The sequence below is a fragment of the Paracoccus sp. M683 genome (assembly GCF_007096355.1).
Classification (GTDB): Bacteria; Pseudomonadota; Alphaproteobacteria; order Rhodobacterales; family Rhodobacteraceae; genus Paracoccus.
This window is the reverse complement of record NZ_VKDF01000011.1, coordinates 67,055-89,076: the sequence shown is the minus strand read 5'-3', so window position 1 is coordinate 89,076 and position 22,022 is coordinate 67,055. Positions and strand designations below refer to the sequence as shown.

At 60.5% G+C, this 22,022-nt stretch carries 21 protein-coding genes; 13 read left to right on the top strand and 8 right to left on the bottom strand.

Annotated elements, in window-relative coordinates:
• The 5 genes from FNJ84_RS17205 to FNJ84_RS17185 all read left to right on the top strand — a co-directional run.
• A partial coding sequence (locus FNJ84_RS17205) for a transposase domain-containing protein (protein ID WP_143792218.1) occupies positions 1-100 on the top strand: 100 nt, incomplete at its 5' end.
• A 38-nt stretch (positions 101-138) separates the two neighbouring features.
• Complete coding sequence (locus FNJ84_RS22070; RefSeq protein ID WP_363323853.1) at positions 139-759, top strand: PD-(D/E)XK motif protein; 621 nt, start codon at positions 139-141, stop codon at positions 757-759.
• Positions 759-2,819, top strand: coding sequence for an AIPR family protein (locus FNJ84_RS17195; protein ID WP_143794532.1), 2,061 nt, complete (start codon positions 759-761; stop codon positions 2,817-2,819). The genes FNJ84_RS22070 and FNJ84_RS17195 overlap by 1 nt, the downstream gene beginning before the upstream one ends.
• Positions 2,820-2,867: 48 nt before the next feature.
• Entirely contained in the window at positions 2,868-3,596 is a 729-nt protein-coding gene (locus FNJ84_RS17190; RefSeq protein ID WP_143794531.1) for a hypothetical protein, read from the top strand.
• Between the two features lie 321 nt (positions 3,597-3,917).
• Positions 3,918-4,823: an ArdC family protein gene (locus FNJ84_RS17185; protein WP_143794530.1), complete on the top strand. Its 906-nt coding sequence runs from the start codon at positions 3,918-3,920 to the stop codon at positions 4,821-4,823.
• Between the two features lie 70 nt (positions 4,824-4,893).
• On the opposite strand, the gene FNJ84_RS17180 is transcribed toward FNJ84_RS17185, so the two are convergent.
• The 5 genes from FNJ84_RS17180 to FNJ84_RS17160 form a co-directional block, all read right to left on the bottom strand.
• Positions 4,894-5,787, bottom strand: a complete 894-nt coding sequence (locus FNJ84_RS17180) for an antitoxin (RefSeq protein WP_143794529.1) — start codon at positions 5,785-5,787, stop codon at positions 4,894-4,896.
• Complete coding sequence (locus FNJ84_RS17175) at positions 5,787-6,860, bottom strand: hypothetical protein (RefSeq protein ID WP_143794528.1); 1,074 nt, start codon at positions 6,858-6,860, stop codon at positions 5,787-5,789. The genes FNJ84_RS17180 and FNJ84_RS17175 overlap by 1 nt, the downstream gene beginning before the upstream one ends.
• A gap of 130 nt (positions 6,861-6,990) precedes the next feature.
• Entirely contained in the window at positions 6,991-8,289 is a 1,299-nt protein-coding gene (locus tag FNJ84_RS17170) for a relaxase/mobilization nuclease domain-containing protein (RefSeq protein ID WP_143794527.1), read from the bottom strand.
• Positions 8,286-8,738, bottom strand: coding sequence for a hypothetical protein (locus FNJ84_RS17165; RefSeq protein WP_255471269.1), 453 nt, complete (start codon positions 8,736-8,738; stop codon positions 8,286-8,288). Before FNJ84_RS17165 ends, FNJ84_RS17170 begins: the two co-directional genes overlap by 4 nt.
• A gap of 255 nt (positions 8,739-8,993) precedes the next feature.
• Complete coding sequence (locus FNJ84_RS17160) at positions 8,994-9,464, bottom strand: acetyltransferase (protein ID WP_255471268.1); 471 nt, start codon at positions 9,462-9,464, stop codon at positions 8,994-8,996.
• Positions 9,465-9,890: 426 nt separating this feature from the next.
• Between FNJ84_RS17160 and msrB the strand changes: the two genes are divergently transcribed.
• The 3 genes from msrB to FNJ84_RS17145 all read left to right on the top strand — a co-directional run bounded on the left by msrB (position 9,891) and on the right by FNJ84_RS17145 (position 11,842).
• Positions 9,891-10,337, top strand: a complete 447-nt coding sequence (gene msrB, locus FNJ84_RS17155; RefSeq protein ID WP_143794526.1) for a peptide-methionine (R)-S-oxide reductase MsrB — start codon at positions 9,891-9,893, stop codon at positions 10,335-10,337.
• The gene (msrA, locus tag FNJ84_RS17150; protein ID WP_143794525.1) at positions 10,334-10,837 is read left to right on the top strand and encodes a peptide-methionine (S)-S-oxide reductase MsrA; all 504 of its coding nucleotides are present in this window, start codon (positions 10,334-10,336) and stop codon (positions 10,835-10,837) included. Before msrB ends, msrA begins: the two co-directional genes overlap by 4 nt.
• A 243-nt stretch (positions 10,838-11,080) precedes the next feature.
• A complete protein-coding gene (locus FNJ84_RS17145) occupies positions 11,081-11,842 on the top strand; it encodes a response regulator (RefSeq protein ID WP_143794524.1) in 762 nt (253 codons plus the stop codon).
• On the opposite strand, the gene FNJ84_RS17140 is transcribed toward FNJ84_RS17145, so the two are convergent.
• Together FNJ84_RS17140 and FNJ84_RS17135 are read right to left on the bottom strand one after the other, a co-directional pair.
• Positions 11,818-12,921, bottom strand: a complete 1,104-nt coding sequence (locus FNJ84_RS17140; protein ID WP_143794523.1) for a sensor histidine kinase — start codon at positions 12,919-12,921, stop codon at positions 11,818-11,820. The two genes, FNJ84_RS17145 and FNJ84_RS17140, sit on opposite strands and share 25 nt — an antisense overlap.
• Positions 12,918-15,539, bottom strand: coding sequence for an ATP-binding protein (locus FNJ84_RS17135; protein ID WP_143794522.1), 2,622 nt, complete (start codon positions 15,537-15,539; stop codon positions 12,918-12,920). The genes FNJ84_RS17140 and FNJ84_RS17135 overlap by 4 nt, the downstream gene beginning before the upstream one ends.
• A gap of 226 nt (positions 15,540-15,765) precedes the next feature.
• On the opposite strand from FNJ84_RS17135, the gene fmdA reads away from it, so the two are divergent.
• The 5 genes from fmdA to FNJ84_RS17110 all read left to right on the top strand — a co-directional run bounded on the left by fmdA (position 15,766) and on the right by FNJ84_RS17110 (position 21,007).
• Positions 15,766-16,992: a formamidase gene (fmdA, locus tag FNJ84_RS17130; protein ID WP_143794521.1), complete on the top strand. Its 1,227-nt coding sequence runs from the start codon at positions 15,766-15,768 to the stop codon at positions 16,990-16,992.
• Between the two features lie 60 nt (positions 16,993-17,052).
• Complete coding sequence (locus tag FNJ84_RS17125) at positions 17,053-17,565, top strand: AmiS/UreI family transporter (RefSeq protein ID WP_143794542.1); 513 nt, start codon at positions 17,053-17,055, stop codon at positions 17,563-17,565.
• A 12-nt stretch (positions 17,566-17,577) separates the two neighbouring features.
• The gene (locus tag FNJ84_RS17120; RefSeq protein WP_143794520.1) at positions 17,578-17,874 is read left to right on the top strand and encodes a zinc ribbon domain-containing protein; all 297 of its coding nucleotides are present in this window, start codon (positions 17,578-17,580) and stop codon (positions 17,872-17,874) included.
• Between the two features lie 167 nt (positions 17,875-18,041).
• A complete protein-coding gene (locus FNJ84_RS17115; RefSeq protein ID WP_143794519.1) occupies positions 18,042-20,012 on the top strand; it encodes a type VI secretion system Vgr family protein in 1,971 nt (656 codons plus the stop codon).
• Positions 20,013-20,026: 14 nt separating this feature from the next.
• The gene (locus tag FNJ84_RS17110; protein WP_143794518.1) at positions 20,027-21,007 is read left to right on the top strand and encodes a DUF4123 domain-containing protein; all 981 of its coding nucleotides are present in this window, start codon (positions 20,027-20,029) and stop codon (positions 21,005-21,007) included.
• A gap of 39 nt (positions 21,008-21,046) precedes the next feature.
• Here FNJ84_RS17110 and FNJ84_RS17105 read toward each other — a convergent pair whose 3' ends face one another.
• Positions 21,047-21,982: a hypothetical protein gene (locus tag FNJ84_RS17105; RefSeq protein ID WP_143794517.1), complete on the bottom strand. Its 936-nt coding sequence runs from the start codon at positions 21,980-21,982 to the stop codon at positions 21,047-21,049.
• Positions 21,983-22,022 lie beyond the last annotated feature (40 nt).

The window sequence follows — 22,022 nt, the reverse complement described above, 5'->3', positions numbered from 1 at the left end:
CTTCGAATATCTAAGGGCCACCTTGACCGCGATTGCCAACGGCCACCCTCAAAGCCGCCTCGACGACCTGCTGCCGTGGAACTTCAAGCCGTCAAGCTAAGCTGACCGTGCTGTTCTGCGACCGCTTACGGTGTTGCCCTGAACCACATCAAACGTTGGAAGGCCTTCCTTGCAGGTAAACGAACGCGGGTTCTATCGGCGGAAGAGGCACGAGGTCTTTTTGCTGAACTGAGCTTCCTCCGACTTCTCAAGGAAAAACACCTGTCCGATGCTCAAGCGGTTGAAGCCTGGTGCGGACCTGATCGCATACACCAGGACTTCATCTTTGGTGATACAGCAGTTGAAGTGAAGTCGATCAGTGGTCGGGATCGGAGCGTAGTGCGCATTTCTTCTGAGGATCAGCTGGAGACAGTATCAGAACATCTATTTCTTAAAGTCTACCGCCTGACCGAGGCACCTGACGGCACGCCAGCTCAGTCGCTCAACGAACTCGTTTCGGTGGTTGGACATGAACTGTGCGACGCCGATGCAATCGAAGACTACTGGCGAAAACTGGCGTCATACGGATACGTGGAGATGAGGGAATATGATAACCCGAGGTTTCTAGTGAACGGTTCGAACGCATACCGCGTTGCTGATGACTTTCCCCGGTTGGTGAGATCGGAACTGGCGGACGGCGTTGTTGATGTAAAGTATAGTCTTCAGTTGGAGAAGATTACGACGTTCGAGTGTAACCAAAACGAAATCTGGGGGAACTGATGGAGCAAACGACCTCCGAATTTTTCCACGATTTTCGTCAGGAGCTTATGGCAGGAGCTGAGGCTCACGGAGCATTTCAGCTCTCCGAATTCATGGAGGCCTTCTCAATCGAGTTGATCGAAACCGGCTTCATCGAAGGCTTTGAACTATGCCACTACAGAGCTCAGCGAGGCATGCGTGTTGACGGCTATTGGTTCGACGATGAGGGCACTCTTGATCTGTTCGTTGCGGACTTTGATAGTCGTGAAGATCTTCAATCGCTGACGCAAACAGATGTAAATGCTGCGTTCAAGAGGGTCGAGAACTTCTTTGAAGCGAGTCTCTCAAAGCGTCTCTTTAATGATCTTGATGAAACCACCCCGGAGTATGGACTTTCGCGCCAAATATCAGATCGCAAGGCTCTCATCCGTAAGGTCAATTTCTTCCTGGTATCTGAGCGGGCGCTGAGCGACCGCATGCAGAGCATTGAAGGTCGGCAGGTTGACGCTATTGAGGCGACGTATCACATCTGGGACGTATCGCGTCTGCAACGGCAACGCAGCTCCCGTGGACACAAGGAAGCGCTGGATATCGACTTCAAGGAAGAATTCGGGAGTGGATTGAACAGTCTACCTGCGCATCTCGGTTCCGGCGCCTATCATTCATACCTCATCGTCATGCCCGGAGAGGTACTGGCTGCACTGTACGGCAAGCACGGAGCGCGGCTCCTTGAACAGAACGTGCGCTCCTTCCTCCAAGCGCGCGGGAAAGTGAACAAAGGTATCCGCACCACAATATTGAATGAGCCCGGGATGTTCTTCGCCTACAACAATGGCATCACTGCCACGGCTCAGGAGGTGGAGGTGGAGCAAGGCGAAGACGGGCTGGAGATCGTCCGCATCAAGGACCTCCAGATTGTGAACGGTGGACAGACTACAGCCTCGCTTTTCCATACCAAGAGACGTGACAAGGCAGCCTTGGACGGCGTGTTCGTCCAAATGAAGCTCTCGGTCATCAGCCCAGAAGATAGTGAGATCGTTGTTCCGAGGATTTCGGAATACGCTAACACTCAAAACCGCGTGAATGCTGCAGACTTCTTCTCAAACCATCCATTCCATGTTCGGATGGAGGAGTTTTCCCGGCGCATCTGGGCACCGGCTCGAAGTGGTGCTCAACGTGAAACCAAATGGTTCTACGAACGTGCTAGAGGGCAATATTCTGACGCACAGTCTAAGTTGTCGCAGGGCGAGCAGAAGCGCTTTAAGGCTGAATATCCGAAGCCGCAAATGTTCACCAAGACTGACATCGCAAAGTTCGAAAATGTCTGGGACGATCATCCCAAGTGGGTCAACCTCGGTGCCCAGAAGAACTTCGCTCGCTATGCCGCTCGTATAGGTAAAGCCTGGACGAAAAACCAGGACAGCTTCAACGAACTCTACTTTCGGCGCGCAATAGCCCGAGCGATCATTTTCAGGTGGACGGAGAAGATGGTTTCGGGCGAACCTTGGTACAATGGCGGCTACCGGGCCAACATCGTTGCCTACGCTATCGCGACGATCAACGAGCTTAGCAAGCGGGTTGACAAGGTCGTCGATTTTCAGCGGTGCTGGAACACACAGGAGGTTTACCAGGAACTTGCAGAGGCTTTGTGCAAGGCGGCGAAGTTCGTGAACGATGACATCTCGCAACCACCTCAAGGGATTTCGAACATTTCTGAATGGTGCAAGAAGGATTCCTGCTGGGATCGGATACAAGGAAAAATTGACCAGCTTGAAAGAGAGATCAGCTCAAGCTTCTTCCAAACCCTTGTCGGCATTGATGAACAAAAGGCTGAGCAGAAGAGCGCAAAGAAAACGCAACAGATCGATGGCGGTATATACGCACAGCGGAAAGTGCTCGAGGTGCCAGCTCAGAAATGGAGCAAAATTAGACAACTGGGAATCGAGAAGCGATTTCTGTCCGAGAAAGAGGCGGGCATCATAAGAGTTGCCGAACAGATTCCACAAAAAATTCCATCTGAAAAACAGAGCGAGATACTTATTGAAGTTTTAGAGAAGGCAAAGGCGGAAGGAATTCTTTAACGGCAGGGCAGTTTCACAATTTGAATTATGAAGGGCAGAAAAACAAGAATGAATGATAGGAGTCAAGCGCTTTGGACTGATGAGGAATTGCAGGCTGCATTAGACGCATATCTTTATATGCTACAGATGGAGCTTTCGGATGTTCCGTTTTCGGCAGCGCAGTTGACCAATGCGCTGCTTTCGGGGCCGCTGAGCCGCCGGAATTCTGCATCCATCCGCTATCGAATGCGCAATATCTCTGCTGTTGCTGCGTCAAACGGCCTGCCCACACTTTCCGCATTCTCACCCGCCGAACAAGTAGGACGCAACGTAAGAGCGAAACTAGAGAAACTTCTCATGTCTCGCGAAGATGCGCTTGCATCTATCCGAAAGCTTCAAAGTGATGCTGAGAACACTACAAGTCTGGAGGTCCTAAGAGCACTTGAGGAACTCAAGAATCGCCTCTCTGAACTCGAAGCGTCGCGGCCCATTGGCATCGGCCACAACAATCCACCGGGTGATTTTGAGTTTTCCTCGGACGAGGTGCGCACGGTCTCGAAGTCAGTTGAAGAGATCGCCAAGGAGGTGGCTCTAGGCGAAAGTGAAGGCGAGCGGGTCAGTCAGCTATCCAAGGTCATTTCTTCGTTTGGTCTCAAAGCCGCTGTATGGGCCGGGCAACGCATAACCGATTTTTCGAAAGCCAGCGCAATTGCGGCCGGTAGCGGCTTCGGATTGCATCTCAGCGGGCTTGGTGAACAAGTCCTTTCGACACTTCGACTTCTTTTTCAGCTTTTTTGAAGGTTATCAGTGCTATTCGTCTGTTCGAGCATAGCGCGGACCGGCTTCGATCCCTTGCGCGGGAAGATTACCTGCCAGCCGTGTACTGCTGAAGTCCTTTCTCTTCTTGAAGAGGGGGCGTGCCGCCCCCCAGCCGTCAAGACCTGAACACTCCCTTGGGGTGCGCGTCGGCGGGTGTCCCCGTTCTTCCTCCTCTTCGTTTCGTGCAGAACGGGTGATCCCCCTCCCGCCTCGCGGGTCCTGACCGCATCCCCCCGCTCATTGGCGCGGGCCTAGTCCCGGTTGCATGGCGCAACCGGTATTAGGAAAGGGAAAAAGCCAATGAAACAGGACATCTATAGACAAGTAACGAACAAGATCATCGCCGATCTGGAGCAAGGGGAACTGACTTGGCTCAAGCCGTGGAGCGGCGGCAACACGGACGGGAAGATCATCGGCCCGCTTCGCCATAACGGACTGCCCTATAGCGGGATTAATATCCTGATGCTGTGGGCGGCGAGCGTCGAGGCGGGCTTCTCCTCCCCGTTCTGGATGACGTTCCGCCAAGCGCAGGAACTCGGGGCGCATGTCCGGAAGGGCGAGAAGGGAAGTCTCGTCGTCTATGCCAACACGATCACCAAGACGGAAGAAGGTGCAGACGGGACGGAAGAAGAGCGCACCATTCCCTTTATGAAGGGCTACACCGTCTTCAACGCGAGCCAGATCGAGGGGCTACCCGCGCACTACACGGTCACGCCTGAACCCGCCCCCGACCCGGTGCCGCGCATCGAGCGGGCGGGGACATTCTTTGCCAATACCCGTGCCACCATCCGGCATGGCGGCAACAGCGCCCATTACAGCCCCGCAACCGATCACGTACAGATGCCAGTCTATGAGGCCTTTCGGACTCCGGAAGCCTACTATGCCACGCTTGCCCATGAGTTGACCCACTGGACGAAGCACAAGAGCCGCCTTGACCGGGATTTCGGACGCAAGAGTTGGGGGGATGAAGGATATGCCAAGGAGGAACTGGTAGCCGAACTGGGAGCCGCCTTCCTCTGCGCCGATCTTGCCCTGACCCCGGAGCCGGGAGAGGGACACGCGGCTTACATCCAGAGCTGGCTGAAGGTTCTGCGCGACGACAAGCGGGCGATCTTTTCCGCCGCCGCCCATGCCCAACGCGCCGCCGACTTCCTGCACGGTCTGCAACCGCTGACTGAGTACGAACAGCAGTACCTTGCCGTATGAAAAACTTCGCGCCCGCCAAATGGCGGGCGCGGGCCACCGGCGCTTCAACCTTTGGGGAACAGGGCTGAGCCTACTTTGCGATCCTTTTCAGAAGGTCCATTATGATTCCCGCCACATCGCGCTGGCGCACAATGCGCGCTTCGCGCAGGGCAGCATCCTCGCCGAGCTCGAACCTGCTCACCGCGACCGGCCCGTCTTTGTTGACACCTTGGGCACTAGCATCATCGGCGAACCGCTTGGCGAGAATGCCAAGCGCCGCTTCAATAGCGGCGCGGTGCTTTCCTTCCATGGCAGTCTTGAAACACGCAGCGATGCCATCCAGTCCAGTCTCAAGATGCTCAATGCAATAGACTAAATCATGGGCGTCTTTGCGCTCAAAGCGTTGATCAAAAGCAAAGGCTTTCAAGCAAGTGAAGCAAACGATGTCGGCGTGGCGGATAGTTTCCGTGGCGATGCCGTTGTCGTCCAGGAGCTCGGCTTTGATGTCCTTTATTTCGTGCAGATCAAAAACCATAGAAGCGTGAGGGATGTTCAGCGCAGAGATACTGCCATCCGTGGGTAATGGCTGGACCTTCCCGCCGCCAAGCTCTGGATCATCAGCTAGCAACTCCAGAATGATCTTAGCCCTACCATCGACTTCGCGCTCCCAGCGCCAGGATACCTTTTCACCTTTCTTGTTCTCCGCGCGAGAGAAACTGAGCTTTCGTAGGTTTTCTTCGAGCGAATGGTAGGCGTCCGTGTCGGCGAGCATCTGCATTTCAACGACGATATCGACATCGCCGGTTCCGGCATGCGCCGGAACATCTGGCGGACGCGCCATAACAAGATAGCGCGGCGTCAGACCTCCGACAAGATAGACCGAGTCCTTCCAGGGGCCAAGCCCGCGGAGCAGTGTGACAAGCACGCGCTCGCAGTTTTGCGTCACAATGTTATCGTATCCTGCGGCGATTGAAGGCTTCGTCATCAGAATCCTATTTTCTCGTTGCGGAGATATTCGGCCATGTCTTTGCTGCGCCCTGCGCTTTGAAGCAGATCGAGATAGACTTGAACGGGACTGGCAAGCCAGTGCCCTTGAATTTGTTCCTTGAAGAGAAACGCGCCACTTTCGCGCGTTTCGATAACTTGAAAGTTCGCCCCTTCTTGGACCTGGCGCGCATCAACCGCGGCATAGAGCGCATCCGCCTCGGAGCCGGGAGTCAAGCGGCAGGTTGTCCGTGCAACATCAGTTAGGAATGGTGCGTATATCTGCGCGGCAGTTTCACTGGTAAAGACGTGGTCGAGGCCTCGTTCTTCGCAGAACAACGAAAGCCGATGCATGATTTCGTTCGGTTTGCTGCGCGGCACGTAGAATAGCTTTGCCTTCTGGCGGCGTGGCGATGCGAGCATCCGCTTTGTCCACTCATCCAGCATAGCGCCGGGCGAGACAAGCTTACGCTCCTTCGACGGGCCTTTGCCCCGTGCATCGAGCCACTCGAACTGCTCCATAGCAGACAGCGTCTCTGATGTTGTTGCTGGGGAGACTTTGGCCAGTTTGGCAAGATCGTGAACGCCAAACCATTCGCTTCGATGCACGAGCAGTGCATGCAGCACTTGCGAGCGCTTTCCGCGAAACAGACCGCCCACGGTCTTCTCATGGCTCTTCGATGGCGGCCTGTCGATATAGATGTAAGCCCCACGCGCAGGGATGAAGAGGCTGCCGCCCTTGTCGAAGAACCCGCAAGCCTCGCTCTTCAACAGGTCCTTCGCGCCGGGCGAGATCGACTCAGCGACGATGAAGGGGATGACGCTCTTGCGGCGCTCTTGGTTGGCATGGCTCGCAAGGCGTTGAAGGCTCCATAGAATCTGCTGCGCATCACGCGGATAGACAGATTTTCGAAGCTCGATGAACAGCGTATAGCTTTTGCCGCCGACAGTGAACTCGGCTTCGGCATCAAGCCGAGCATCGCCATGCCGCTTCTCGTACGCTAGTACGCTGGCCTCCGCCTCGGGCACTGCCTCTAGGGCTTCTACGAACCTGTTTATGAGCTCTTGCTCCACTGCTCCTGCCTTTGTTACTTTCGCTTGCTTCACTGCACAGCGAATATGCTAAAAATAGCGAATATTTGCTGTTTTGTCAATATTCGCTGTACAGCGAAGATGGCCAGCGCGTAGTCCTGACCTGCTGAGCCTAACGCTCCGGTGAGAGCGTCTCCCGTGACGAGTCGCGCCTCCGGCGGGAGGTCTTTCGCCCGGCATTCTCGCCTTCCGAAGGTCTGTCCCGAAACCCCAGATAGTGCGCGAGATCGAGCCGCAGGTCCGCCGCCGCGTCCCTCGCCTCATTGCGAAGTTCCCGCAGTTGATTTTGCAGAACCCGCCGCTCTGAAAGCTGAGCGGTGATCAGGGCTTCGCGGTCGCGGGCGTCCCGTTCTCGTGCCGCTCTGGCCTCTGCCTCATTCTGTAGTTTCGTTTTCCGGGTCTTGCCGGAGAGCCAGTCCCAGACCCCGCCGATCCCCTTGCGGAAGCGTGCGGCGCGAATGACCGCTTCTTCTTTGGCGCGCGCGTCCTGGTGATCGGCCAGGTCACGGCGCCTGCGCCGTTGCGCGTCTTTGAGTTCGTCTTTCCGGGTCTGAAGGTCCCGTTGCCGGGCGGCGGCCTGTTGTTCGGACTCTGCGAGTAAGGCGCGGAGCTTCTCCGTCATCCGGCTTGCGATCCGTTCTTTCGCTTGACCCACGGTCGGCAGGCCGTCCGGTTGTCCGATCTTGCTCTCCAGTTCTTTGGCCTTCACCCCCGTCCAGCGTGAAAGGGAATAGACTTCGCCGCGCATGTCCACAGCGACGAAGCCCCGCCGGTCCCCTTTCGCCAGCACAAAGCCCTGGTCTTCGAGGGCATGTTCGAAGGCGGCTCGATTGTCTGAGACGGACCAACATTCGCGTAAGCGAAGCTTCAGATCGCGCGCGTCTTCGTTGCCCCGTTGGGCCTGTTGCCATTCCTGAAGCGTGAAATTGAGGGGGTTCCGCCTCAAATGGTCCCGGAAACCGTCCGGCAGTCGCCAGCCATATTCCAGAAACAGTTCCTTGGCGAGGCCGTTGAGGCGGTTCTTGAAGAAGGGAAGATTGACGGCTTTCATCTGCTGGACATCGATCCGCGACCAGACGACATGAGCATGTCGCCGTCCTTCCTTCTCGTGGAAAATGATGGCCCGAGCCTGACCGTTCAGGCCGAGCCGCGTTTCCGCTTCTTCAATCGCTTCCAGAAAGACGGGGACTCCGACCCGCTCCGTCTCCGGCGGATTGAAGCTGAGCGAGAACAGGGGCTGACGGCACTTCGTTCCCTTGGCGACCGCCTCGATCTCCCGGAAAGCCTCCCGCAGATCGTTTGCCGTGAAGCCGCGCAGATCATGCAGTTCGACGTGATCATTGTCTCGCTCATTCAGAAGATGAACCGCCAGCTTGAGCGCGCCGCCACGTTGCGAGCCCTTGAGGATCATGAGGCGTCCCCCGAGCCGTAGCCAAGCGCCCGCATCAGTTCGGCGCGCATGGCGATGACAGCGGCAAGTGCTTTGCCGAGATCGTCTTCCAGTTCCGGGGTTACCGGAAGTGCGCCAATCTTAGCCGCATCTGCCAAAGTCCCCAGATCATGGGCGAGGCGCACCTGGCCGAGCATCCCGAGCAGTTGGGCAAGTGCCGCGTGGTCCTTCACCGGGGCCGCGCCCCGCCGCCGGACGGAGGGCAGGTCCCCGTCGAACAACTTCGCCTTGATGTAAGCCCCGAGCGGCAATTCCCCGGCGGCGGCATCCAGCCGCTTCCGATCTTCCGGACTCAGACGCAGGGAAAAGGGAGGTGGTGCCTTCTCCAACTTGCGGCGGGCGGGCCGTTTGACGGACTCCGCAAAGGAAGGCCGGACAGGCTCGGGTGAAAAACGGGCCGGGACGCTCATGGCTCCAGCTCCGGCAACTGCGCCGCAACCAGCTTCAACTGCGCTTCCCAGTCCTCCAAAACCTCAAACAGGGAGTTCGAACACTCTCCCGTCAGGTCCGCCATTTCGGCAAGAATGCCGCCGAAAACAACCGATGTGCCCCGGATGACAGCGCGTCGTGGTGGCGGCCGTTTTACCGGGTCTTGCCGGCCTCAACGTATTGCAGACGGACACAGCCACAACCGCAGATGGCAGTTCTGCGGACGAAGCTGCCGCTCACATGGGCGACGGATACCGCAAATGAATGATCGGATAAGGCCTTCCCTGCCCATCATGAGAAGACCTGCCCGTGCGGGCGAAGCCGATATGCTCATAGAATCCGAGTGCCTCCGGATTTTGCTCATTCACATCGGTTGTCAGCTCAGGATGGGCCGCTATGGCTCGCGATATTAAGGCTTTGCCGATCCCCATCCCATGTTGATCCGGGTCGATAAACAATGCTTCAAGATGGCCGTCATGCAGAAACATGAAACCCTGAGGTTCGCCCGCGACATCCACTGCAAGCTGCAAGCTCACCTGTGGAAAGAACTTAATAAGCTCCGCCTCGATAGCCGATTTGTCAACGGGTGCAAGGAAGTGATGAGTGGCGTCGACCGCCCGGCGCCATATCTCCATGACGCGCGGCAAGTCCCGATCTGTCGAAGGTCTGAAAGCAAGCATGGTGCTTGTTAGCATATCATTCCTCATGTCCGCAAAGGCCTCCAGACCGCTATTCGCCGCAAATTACACGAGTGTCCGGTTACACGACGTCCATAGGCACGAACGACTGTCAGGCGCGACGCGAGCCATATGCGCCATCAACCGTTCTGGAGGGCTATAGCGTAGATGTAGTTCTCGGATTCGTCGGCTTCGGCCCGCCATTTCGGCAAGAATGCCGAAACCCCGATTTCCGTCGACAACCGCGCGTTCCTTGCCGCACTCTGCCCACGCAGTTTGCGCCTGTCTGCGAGTGTGAAACGCTTGTGGGCGGCTGTTTCCGGCACAGCCGCAATCCCCTGGCGCCCAGGCCGTCGATCTGCCTGGGCATCATACCGATCCGGGTGACCTGCGAGGCATTGGAATTTCACGCTACGGTCCTACATATTGGGCAGAAATCAGATCAGGGGACCAAGGATGAGTTACACTAAATCCGATGACGCCATTTCCCGCCTGACACCGGAACAGTTCCGCGTCACCCAGCAAAACGGCACCGAACGCGCCTTTACCGGCGAGTATGACGAACATTTCGAGCCCGGCATCTATGTCGACATCGTCTCGGGCGAGCCGCTGTTCGCATCGTCGGCCAAGTTCAACTCGGGCTGCGGCTGGCCCGCCTTTTCCAAGCCGATCGTCGATGCCAATGTGACCGAGTTGCGCGATGCCAGCCATGGCATGATCCGCACCGAGGTCCGCTCGGCCCATGGTGACAGCCATCTGGGCCATGTCTTTCCCGACGGCCCGCGCGAGATGGGCGGTCTGCGTTATTGCATCAACTCGGCCAGCCTGCGCTTTGTGCCGCAGGCAGACATGGCGGCCGAGGGTTATGGCGACTATCTGGATCAGGTGGAGGCGAAGCGATGACCGAACGTGCCGTTCTGGCCGGTGGCTGTTTCTGGGGCATGCAGGATTTGATCCGCAGGCTGCCCGGCGTGACCACAACCCGCGTGGGCTATACCGGCGGCGATGTGGCCAATGCCACCTATCGCAACCACGGCAGCCATGCCGAGGGGATCGAGATCATCTTCGATCCAACCAAAATCAGCTATCGGCAGTTGCTGGAGTTCTTTTTCCAGATCCACGATCCCAGCACCCGTGACCGGCAAGGCAATGATCGCGGCAGCAGCTATCGCTCGGGCATCTACTACACGTCGGATGCGCAACACGCGACGGCGCTGGACACGATCGCCGATGTTGACGCCTCGGGTCTGTGGCCGGGCAAGGTGGTCACCGAGGTTCAGCCCGCCGGCGATTTCTGGCAGGCCGAGCCCGAGCATCAGGACTATCTGGAACGGATCCCCAACGGCTATACCTGCCATTTCCCGCGTCCCAATTGGGTTCTGCCCAAACGCGCGGCGGAATAGGCAAGCCGCCAAAGCACAAGCCGAAACCGAAGCCGGGCCCTTTGCGGGGTCCGGCTTTTTTCATGGTCCCATGCGAACGGCTCTGCCACCTTGGGCGCTCTGGCCGCAACGGATCGCCGGCATTGTTGCCCAAAACGTGACGCAAAGAAACTTTGAGAAGTCCTGCGCCTGCGATAAGTTCCATGAAATTCAGACCTGAACGCCCCCACCGGCCAACCCCTTCAGCATCAAAAGACGCAAGCCATGCTTTCCGAACTGACAGGATCTTCGTCGCAGCCGTCCGATGACGAGACGCCGCAAAGCATTCTGTTTGTCGAGGATGATCGCGGATTATGCGCCTTCCTTGGTCGCTATTTCACCGAACAGGGCTATCAGGTCGATGTGGTGCATGATGGGCCGGCCATGCGCAGATCGCTGGCGGCGCGGGAATTTGATCTGGTGGTTCTGGATATCGGTCTGCCGGGGCGGGAAGATGGCTATACGCTGGCCCGCGAGCTGAAGAAGGATCGCGATATCGGCATCCTGTTCCTGTCGGCGCGGCAGGAACCTCTGGACCGGATTGTCGGGCTGGAAATCGGCGCCGATGATTTTCTGGTCAAGCCCTTTGAGCCGCGCGAATTGCTGGCAAGGATCCGCGCGATTCTGCGACGCCTGCCCATAACCGAGATGCAGCCGCGCCCGGCCTTGCCGCCTTCGCGGCAGGTCCGGTTCGACGGCTGGCAGCTGGACCTTGAGGGGCGCGTGCTGATGGATGCGGAGGGCAGGACACAGCGGCTGACGACGCAGGAATTCAATCTGCTCAGCGTGCTGGCGCAGCGGCCCGGACGGGTGCTGAGCCGTGATCAGCTGCTGGATCTGACCGCCAGCCGGCAATGGTCGCCGATTGACCGTTCGGTCGATGTCATGATCGGCAAGATCCGCCGCAAGATCGGCGACACTGGACCCGATCACCGCCGGATCCGAACCATTCGGGGCGTGGGCTACATGTTCGCGCCCGACAGCTGATCCTGCCCCAGGCAAGGCAGGTCCAGCACCGCCCGCGCCCCGCCCATCACCCCATTGCCGACCCCGAAACTGCCGCCAGTGACCAGCGCAAGATGCTGGATCATCGCCAGACCCAGACCGGTGCCCTCGGGTTTGGTGGTGAACAGCGGCTCCATCACCCGTTCGAGCGTTGCGGCGGAAAAGCCCGGACCGTCATCCTCGACGACCAGCCGCGCATAGTCGCTGCCTTGCGACAGATGCTGCAATACGATGTCGACCCGCCCCTGACCGCCGGTCGCGTCACGGGCATTGATCAGCAGATTGACCAGCGCGGTCTGGATCTGTTCGGGCGCCACCGGCGATCGCAGCGGGTGATCGGGCAGATCGCAGCGGATCGTCATCCCTGCACACAGCGTGCCACCCAGCAGTGACACCGCCGCGCGGATGGGGTCACGCAGGTCGACAGGCGCGGCAGGGGCGCTGCCATTGCGCGCAAAACCCATCAACCGTTGGACCAGCCCATCGGCGCTTTGCACCGCCTTGCGCGCATCGCGGGCATAGGGGAACAGCCCGTCACCAATCGGCAGCCCGTCCTCGATCACCGTAACATTTGCCTGAATAACGGCCAACATATTTTTGAAATCATGCGATAATCCTGCCGCCAGCTGCGACGTCACCTCGATCCGGTGCAGCAGCGCAAGCTGCCGTTCCGCCCGTGCCTTGGCCGCCCGCAGCTCGACCAGCTGAAAGCAGCGCTCCAGCGCCCGCATCAGCTGATCCAGAAAGAAGGGCTTGCGCAGATAGTCATAGGCCCCCGCCTTCAGCGCCGCGATGGCGCTGTCGACCGAGGCATAGGCCGTCATGATCACCAGGATCAGCCCCGGATGCCGCGCCAGCAGCCGCGCCGCGATTTCGACGCCATCCTCTTGCCCCAGGCGAATATCCAGCAGCGCGACCTGAACAGGCTCGGCTTCCAGCAGCGCAAAGGCCGTGGCACCATCGGGGGCAATCCGGCAATCCAGATTCTCCAGCGCCAGCGCCCGCGAGGTGGCAACCGCGAAATCGGCGTCATCGTCGATGATCAGCAGGCGGCGGTTCATGGCGTCTCGGCGATGCTGAGGCGCATTACCGTCCCTTCGGCGTCCGAGCGTTCGATCCAGACATCGCCGCCATGCATCTGCGCCACCCTGCGGACCAGCGAAAGGCCAAGACCCACACCAGTAGCCTTGGTCGTCACCAGCGGATCAAAGGCGCGGGCGCGGATCTCGGGGGCAAGGCCGGGGCCGTTATCCTCAATCTCGATGATACTGAAGGCACCGTCACGAAAGGCGCGCAGGGTGACGCGGGGCTGCCGGTTGCTGACGGTTTCGGCCGCGTGCCAGCCGTTTTCCAGCAGGTTGCGGATGGCGAATTGCAGCCGCGCCGGATCACAGCGCAGGCGCATCCCCTGCGGCACCTCCAGCGCGACATGGGCGGCGGCCTGATGTTCAGCCAGCAAGGCGGTCAGCCAGTCATGCAGATCGACCGGCACCGTCTCATGCGTGCCCTGGCGCGCGAAATCCAGCAGGATGTCGATAATGCGGCTGCATCGCATGATATTGCGGCGAATGCGCTGGACATCCTCATCCGCCTCGGGGCCGAGGCCGGGATTGCGCGACAGCACCTCAACCGAGCTGGTGATCGTGCCCAATGGGTTGCGCAATTCATGGCTGATGGTCGCGGCGACCTCGCCCACGGCAGCAAGGCGCTGACGGATGGCCAGCTCGCGTTGCGCCCCACCAAGGCGGCGGACAGCGTCGATCAGGTCATCTTCGGTCAGGCGCCGGCGCTCATTGGCCATGACCGCCCAGAAGGCCAGCAACGCCATCAGCGGCGCCGAGCCCAGAAAGAACTGCCAGACAAGCTGCGGGTCATGCAGCCCGTCCGACAGGTTCCGCGCCACCAGATACAGCACCGCAAGCGCCCCCAGCAGGATCAGGAACATCAGCCCGACCTGCCATGCCCTTTGTCCCAGATGTGGCGGCACCCGGCGCAGGCGCAAGGCAGGCGCGGCCGGATCGACCGCCAACAGCACCGTGCTGCGCTTGCAGAAATCGCGGCAATGCGGTTCCAGGCTGCAACACAGCGAACAGATCGGCCGCTCGTAGAAGGTGCAATAGGCCATGTCGCGGGGTTCATAGTTATGGCTGCATATCGCGCAGTCGCAGCCCGTGGCCGGGTGGAAATCATGCCGCTCGCGGGCGGTATAGCCCCTGCCCCGGCGCGCGACCGAAATCAGCGTCGCCGACAGCAGCGAAACCGCGAATGCGATCGGAGGCGACCAGGCCCTTGCGAGATCGCCCGCCAGCCCCAGATGCAGCGCCACCCCGACCAGCGCGCCGATGGCCATGCCCCCGCAACCGACGGGGTTGAAATCGGGCAGATAGGCGCGTTTGAACTCGATCCGCGCGGGGCTGAGGCCAAGCGGTTTCAGGATCGCCAGATCGGCAAAGATCGCCCCCAGCCAGGCCAGCGCCAGATTGGCATAGATGGCCAGCACGGCTTCCAGCGTCGCGAACACCCCCATCAGCATCAGCGCGCAGCTGATGGCGATATGCATGACCAGCCAGATCAGCCGCCCCGGATGATAGCGCGCCACCCGCAGGAAGAAATTCGATTCGGCCAGCGACCCGGCATAGGCATTGGTGACGTTGATCTTGATCTGCGCGATCAGGATATAGATCGTGGCGACAAAAAGCGCGGTCTGCGGCCCCAGAAGATAGCCATAGGCATGCCAGAACATGCCGATCGGCTCGACCGCGAGATCGGCGGACATGCCGTCACCGATGGCCAGCCAGACCAGGAAACTGCCCATCAGGATCTTGGCCCCGCCGATCAGGATCCAGCCCGGCCCCGCCAGAATGACCGCCCCCCACCAGCGCAGCGGCGTCGTGGCCTCGGGCGGGGGCAGAAAGCGCAGATAGTCGACCTGTTCCCCGATCTGCAATGTCAGCGCGCAAAGCACGCCGATGGCCCCGCCCAGGGCCAGCAGGCTGACACCGGGTCCGGGCGCGGCCAGCCAGCCCGATACCGCATCGGGATCGGCCCAGATGATCGCGGCGAAGGGCAGCAGCGCCAGCACGATCCAGGGCAGCTGCGTGGCCATCTGGAACCGCGAGATGGCCGTCATCCCCTTGGTCGCCACCGGCAGGATGACCAGCGCCGACAGCAGATAGCCAACCGGCAGCGGCAGCCCGAAGCTGAGCAGCAATGCCTGTCCAATGATCACCCCCTCAAGCGCGAAGAAGATGATCGTGTAGCTGGCATAGATCAGCGAGGTGACAGCCGATCCGATATAGCCAAAGCCCGCCCCCCGCGTCAGCAGGTCCATGTCCACATTGGCGCGGGCAACGTGATAGGCGATGGGCAGGCTGGTGATGAAGATAAAGACCGAAGCGATCAGCACCGCCACCACCGTCGTCTGCACCCCCCAGGAAATCGTCAGCGCCGCGCCGATCGCCTCTAGCGCCAGGAAGGATATTCCACCCAGGGCGGTATGGGTGATGGCCGCAGGGCTCCAGCGGCGATGGCTGGCCGGGACGTAACGCAGGGCGTAATCCTCGATCGTCTCGTCGGCCACCCAGGATTGATAGCTGCGCGGCGCGGGTTCGAGACCGGGATAGCCGCTATCAGCCCGCAACTGCGGTTCTGGCTGCGCGATGGCGCCTTGGCTGTCCATATCTCCTCCCGGCGGCCCCTCCCCGGAACGCCGCAACCAGCCCGGCGCATCATGCGCGGGCCAGATCTTCTTTGTTGCCCGATATGGGGCATCGAAAACGCGCCGCGCGCAAGGGCCGGTTACATAAAATTACAATTCGCCGCATTTCGGCACATATTGCGATTACATGGCCATCCCACTCTGCCCCCGGCCCGGTCCATGCCGGTGCAGAAGCAGGGAGGAATACATGTCAAATACCGTCTTCAAGGTCGATCTGAACAAGGCCCCGGAACAGGCCATCCAGAAACCCCATAATCGCTGGCATCCCGACATTCCGATGGTCGAGGAGTTCAAGACCGGCGAGGTCCTGCGCATAGAATGCTATGACTGGACCGGCGGCCAGATCGGCAATAATGACAGCGCCAATGACATTCGCGACGTGGACCTGACGCGGGTGCATTACCTGTCCGGCCCCTTCGCCTTCAAGGGGGCCGAGCCGGGCGATCTGCTGGTCGTGGACATTCTGGACATCGGCGCGATGGACGAATCGCGTTGGGGTTTCAACGGGTTGTTCGCCAAAGAAAACGGCGGCGGTTTCCTGACCGAGCATTACCCCAATGCCACCAAGTCAATCTGGGATTTCGAGGGGATCTATACCACCTCGCGCCATATTCCCGGCGTGCGCTATCCCGGCCTGATCCATCCCGGCCTGATCGGCTGCCTGCCCGACAAGAAGCTGCTGGACGAGGCCAACCGCCGCGAGGCCGCGCTGATCGCCACCGATCCCGACCGCGTGCCACCACTGGCCTGCCCGCCCGATGCCTCTACCGCGCTGATGGGGTCGCTGACCGGCAATCCCGCCGCCACCGCCGCCGCCGAGGCCTGGCGCACCGTGCCGCCGCGCGAACATGGCGGCAATTGCGACATCAAAAACCTGTCGCGCGGCTCCAAGGTCTATTTCCCCGTCTATGTGAAGGGCGGCGGGCTTTCGATGGGCGACATCCACTTCAGCCAGGGCGATGGCGAGATCACCTTCTGCGGGGCCATCGAAATGGCCGGCTGGATCGAGATCAAGGTCGAGATCATCAAGGGCGGCATGTCGAAATATGGCGTGACCAACCCGATCTTCCGGCCCTCGCCGATCGACCCGCATTTTGATGATTACCTGATCTTCGAAGGCATCAGCGTCGATGAACACACAGGCGAGCAATATTATCTGGACGCCCATGTCGCCTATCGTCGGGCCTGCCTGAACGCGATCGAGTACCTGAAGAAGTTCGGCTATTCGGGCGAACAGGCCTATATGATCCTGGGCACGGCCCCGGTCGAGGGGCGCATCGCCGGAATCGTCGACATCCCCAATGTCTGCGCGACGCTGGCGATTCCCACCGCCATATTCGATTTCGACATCCGCCCCAATAGCGATGGTCCGCGAAAGTCTGTCGCGGATATCGCTGTTGCCACGACAAGCTGACAGGTCCAATTTGCCTCGCCCCGGCCACTATCGGGGCGAGGCCCAAGGGGAGAAATGGCCATGATACTTGGCTTTCTGTTATTCTATGTCGGTGCGGTGCTGTTCCTGAACGGGCTGTGGCTTCTGGGCAAGATCGAGGACCGCGAGATCGTTGTGATCAACGTGGTCTCGGGCCTGGTGGCTGGCGGGGTGGTGGTGCAGGGTGCCTTTGGCGCGGGCGCCGATGCCGGGTCGATCCGGGCGGCCGCGCTGACGCTGATGTTCGCGGCAACCTATTTCTGGGTCGCCTATAACCGCCTGGTGGCGGTCGACGGGCGCGGGCTTGGCTGGTTCAGCCTGTTCGTGGCGATCACCACCGTGCCGGTCTTTCTGCGCGGCATCAGCTCGGCCGGCACCCCGACCGAGATCTGGCTGGCCAGCAACTGGCTGATCTGGGGCGTCCTGTGGTTCATGTATTTCCTGCTGCTGGCGCTTGGGCGGCCGATCCTGCGGCCGACCGCCTGGGTTACGCTGCTGGCGGGGATCGTGACCGGCTGGCTGCCCGGTTTCCTGCTGCTTGACGGCCTGATGTAAGGGGAAGAAACCATGCCTGTTTATGATTTCAATTGCGCGGCCCATGGGCTTTTCACCGACCGGCTAAGTTATGAGGCCAGCCGCGCCGGCGCGCCCTGCCCCTGTTGTGGCGGCAACAGCGCGGTGCTGCCCGCATTGCCGCAGGTCAGCACGCTGTCCAGCGGGTTGCGCAAGGCCGAGAACCGGGCCGAGGCCAGCTCGGCCGCGCCGCGCGTGGTCAAGCGCAGCCATCTGCCCAGCTGCGGCTGTAACATGTGCAAGAAAAAGGCCCCCCCCACCTCGCGCAAATGGATGTTGGGACAGTGCTGAACCAAGGCGGCGTGCGCAGAATCGGCGGGCGTCGCCTTGCCTTGCCGCAGCCCCGCCCACTGCCGGGCAACATCACATCCATTTTCGCATGAAAAGGGCCATTTGCGGATAGAACTGAACGCCGGGACCGGTTAGAGAACTGATGAAGTGTTCAGTTGTGAGTTCCCATGGATACCACCCTTTCGCAGTCTAATCGCGTCGCCGAACTGACGACAGTGCTTGGCGGCGACCAGTTGGTTCTGCAAAGCCTGGACGGCGAGGAAGGGCTGAACCGGTTGTTCCGGTTCCAGATCGACGCGGTCGGCATCACCGACGACCTGTCGCTGGATGCGCTGATCGGCACCCATGCCTCGGTCAGGATTGATTCCCATAACGGGGCCTCGCGCGATTTCGACGGCATCGTCACCTCGGCCAGCCGGGTCGGGCTTAGCCATGATGGCTTTCACTATCGGCTGGTGCTGGAACCCTGGCTGCATCTTGCCCATCAGCGTGACAACCTGCGCATCTTTCACGACAAGACACCGATCGAGATCATCAAAGCGGTGCTGAAGGACTGGCAGGCACTGGACAGCCAGCTTTACGACATCCGGCTGTGGGGCGACTATCCGACGCTGGAATATACCGTGCAGTTCCGCGAAAGCGATTTCGACTTTGTCTCGCGCCTGATGGAGCGCTTTGGGATCAGCTATTTCTGGGAACATACGGCCGGCTCGCATTGCCTGGTGCTGATCGACGATCCGCTGGTCTGCGCGATGCTGCCCGGCACCACGCGCCCCTTCCAGCCCAATGAATCCCACCACATCGCCGATGAGGAACATTTCTGGCTGGTCGAGCCCTCGCGCAGCCTGGCGCTGAATTTCGTCGAACTGACCGATTACAATTTCAAGACGCCGCAGGCCGGGCTGAACCGCAGCGACAGCGAGGACGAGCTGCCGACCGAGGCGCGCAATTCCAGCTATGACTATCCCGGCCAGTTCCGCGACGAATCCGAGGCGCGCGCCGCCGCCCGTGTGCGCAGGCTTCAGACCGCGACACATGACGGCCATATCCGGGCCGAGGGCGATGCGGTCACTTTGGCACCGGGCCTGCGGGTGCTGATCGAGGCCAATGCCGACAAGCTGCTGAATGACCTGTCTTGCCTGTGCATTGAGGCGCGGCACCATTTCACCGCGCAGCATTACGCCAGCTCGTCGCAACAGGATGACGGTCCCAGCTATGTCGCGCAATATGTGCTGCGGCCCGACCAGATGCCGATCGTGCCGCCGCGCAAGACCGCCCGCCCGCGCGCTGACGGACCGCAGACGGCCTTTGTCGTCGGCGATGACGGCATCGACTGCGATCAGTTCGGGCGGGTGCTGGTGCAGTTCCACTGGGATCTGGACGGCGACTATTCCATGCGCTGCCGGGTCAGCCAAAGTTGGGCCGGGCCGGGCTTTGGCGCGATGATCCTGCCGCGTGTCGGGATGGAGGTGATCGTCGAGTTTCTGGACGGCGATCCCGACCGGCCGATCGTGACCGGCTGCGTCTATAACGCCGGCACCGCGCTGCCAGCACAGCTGCCCGCCAACAAGACCCGCAGCATGTTCAAGACCAACAGCCATGGCGGCGAAGGGTTCAACGAACTCAGCTTCGAGGACAAGGCGGGCGAGGAATTCATCTATCTGCACGCGCAGAAGAACCTTGAAACCCATGTGCTCAACTCGCGCATGGCACGGGTCGAATTTGACGACACCGATAGCATCGGGAACGATTCGAACCTGACGGTGGCGCGCAACCGGACGGTGACCATCGACGGCAAAAGCGACCTGACCGTAAAGGGCGAGCTGACGCAAAAGACCGAGGCCTCGTTCGGGCTGACCGTGGGCGGCGATCTGGCCGCAAAGTCCAAGGGCGATCTGGCCCTGTCGGCGCAGGGCGAGATCGTGCTTCAGGCATCCAAGATCACGCTTGTCGGAGGCGGCGCGGCGCTGGTCCTGGAAGGCGGGGCCGTCAATGTGGCGCCGGTGCTGATCACCGGATCGGCCAATCCGGGCAGCGCCGCCCTGCCCGCCCTGCCCGCCATTCTGGAAGCCGCAGCCGGTGTGGGCACGCCTTTCGTGTCACATTGCCCGCTTGCGGATGACAGCCCGCAGATCTGATCACGATACCTGACATGCAGCCGCTTCCTCTGCCTAACGGCTGGTCCGAGCTTTCATCCTGGACCGCGATCGAGACGACATCCCGCAGCCCCCTCTGGGCGCTGATCGACGGCGTTGTCTTTCGGAATGCCGCGCAGGTTCTGCCGGTCAGCGGGTTGCAGAATTGCTGCCTTTCGGCCTCGACCGATCCGGACAAGCGCGCGATGGCGCCCTGGCTGGTCCGCCTGGATCCGGGCAGTCAGCTGTCGCGCGACCTGGCCACCCAGCCCGCCGACAGCCCCTGGGGCCTGCTGCTGAACAGCGATGCCGAGATGCTGGCCCTGCGGCAGCATCTGCGCCGGTTCACCATGATCAGAACCCCGGCCGACCCCGATGCGCCGGTCTATTTCCGCTTTTATGACCCGCGGGTGCTGCTGGACCTGTTCGCCATCCTGCCGGCCGAAAAACTGGCACAGCTGTCCCGGCCGGTCAGCCGCTGGATCCTGCCCGATGGCCCCAGCCTTGACCTCAGCCATCGCATCGACGCGGCCCCGGCAAGTGCCTTGCTGCATCCTGCTGCCGGGAAACCCCTGCGTTATCTGACCCATCGACCGCCGGCGGAACATGCCATGCCCGACATGCAGGGACCGGCCGGGGGATCCACCTTCGCCATCGACCACGCCGAGGCCGCGCTGTTCGGCCAACGGCAGGCCGATCGCAGCCTGATTTATCTGGCGCGCGAACTGGCAGCCCGCTATCGCGATGTCGAGGATGGACGGCTGCTGGCGACGGTGCGCCAGGCACCGTCCAGGGCCGCGCGCTTTGGCCTGGCCTCGACCAAGCAGATCTCGACCCTGGCGGCCTGCATGATCGAATTCGGCGACGATTTCCCGCGCCACTACCCCGAGGCCGAAAAGATCCTGACCAGCAGGGGACAAGAGGATTGGCAACGCCGCCAGGCGCTTGCCGCCTGGATGAGCCGGGGCCGGGTCCTGCGGCAGGCACGCGGCTTCTAGAAGGCGGCACCCGTCATCGGCGGGCGCCGCAGCAGGTCATCAGAACAGCACCGCACCGATGCGGAAGCGACCATCGGCATCGCGATAGAAGGCGACATTGGTGCTGGTCACGTGATCGGATCCCGGAACGGCAGACCAAATGATCGGATCGGGAATGATGCGGACCAACCGGCCCCCGCCCATCATCTGAATCTGAAAATCCTTCTCGCCCAGAACCAGATCCAGCGGTTGCAAGGTTTCGCCAGCCGCATTGACCGGAGCCAGTTGTTTCATCGGCGAGGCTTTTTCAAGAAAACCCTCAAGCGTCCCGAAATTCGCGGTGACGGCGGTGTGCTGCCAGACCTCGCGATAGGCCTCGGTGATTGCCGCCTCGTCGCCGCCGGCGATCACCCGGTGCAGATCGGCATAGGCCGCCAGCAGATCCGCGCGCATCTGCGGCGTATTCTCCAGCACCTGCCCCTTCAGCCAGACCGGATCGGGAAAGTCGCCGGTCACGGTAAAGCTGCGCTGCACCTCGCGCGCGGGCCAGCTGTCGCCCCACCCGCTGTCCAATACCAACTGGTCATTGATCCGCGCCTTTCCGATCAGCCCAAGCCGGGCATCGCCGGTCTGCGCCGGCAGACCAAAAGTGTTGATCTCGGGAAAGACGATCCGGTTGGTTTCGTCCAGCTGAAGACCCAGAACCGTCAGATTGGCCCGCTCGCGCGAAACCAGATCCAGCCGCTGCATCTGGGCATCGACGAAAAAGTCGGGATTGGCGACGTTATATTCATAGGGATCGCCCATGACGGAAACAAAACGGAAGCTGACCGTGTTCTCGGCCGATGTCAGATAGGTATTCACCGGCAGCGTCATATTGGCCTGTCCACCGTCGAAATCCCGATGGATCGAGACATCGTTGATGCGAATGTCATAAAAGGCGCCTTCGCCCGCGATATACAGATAATAGTTGAATGCCTGACCGGGTTCGGCCATCGCGCTGCCTCCGAATAGTGAAATGGCGACGGCAAGGGCC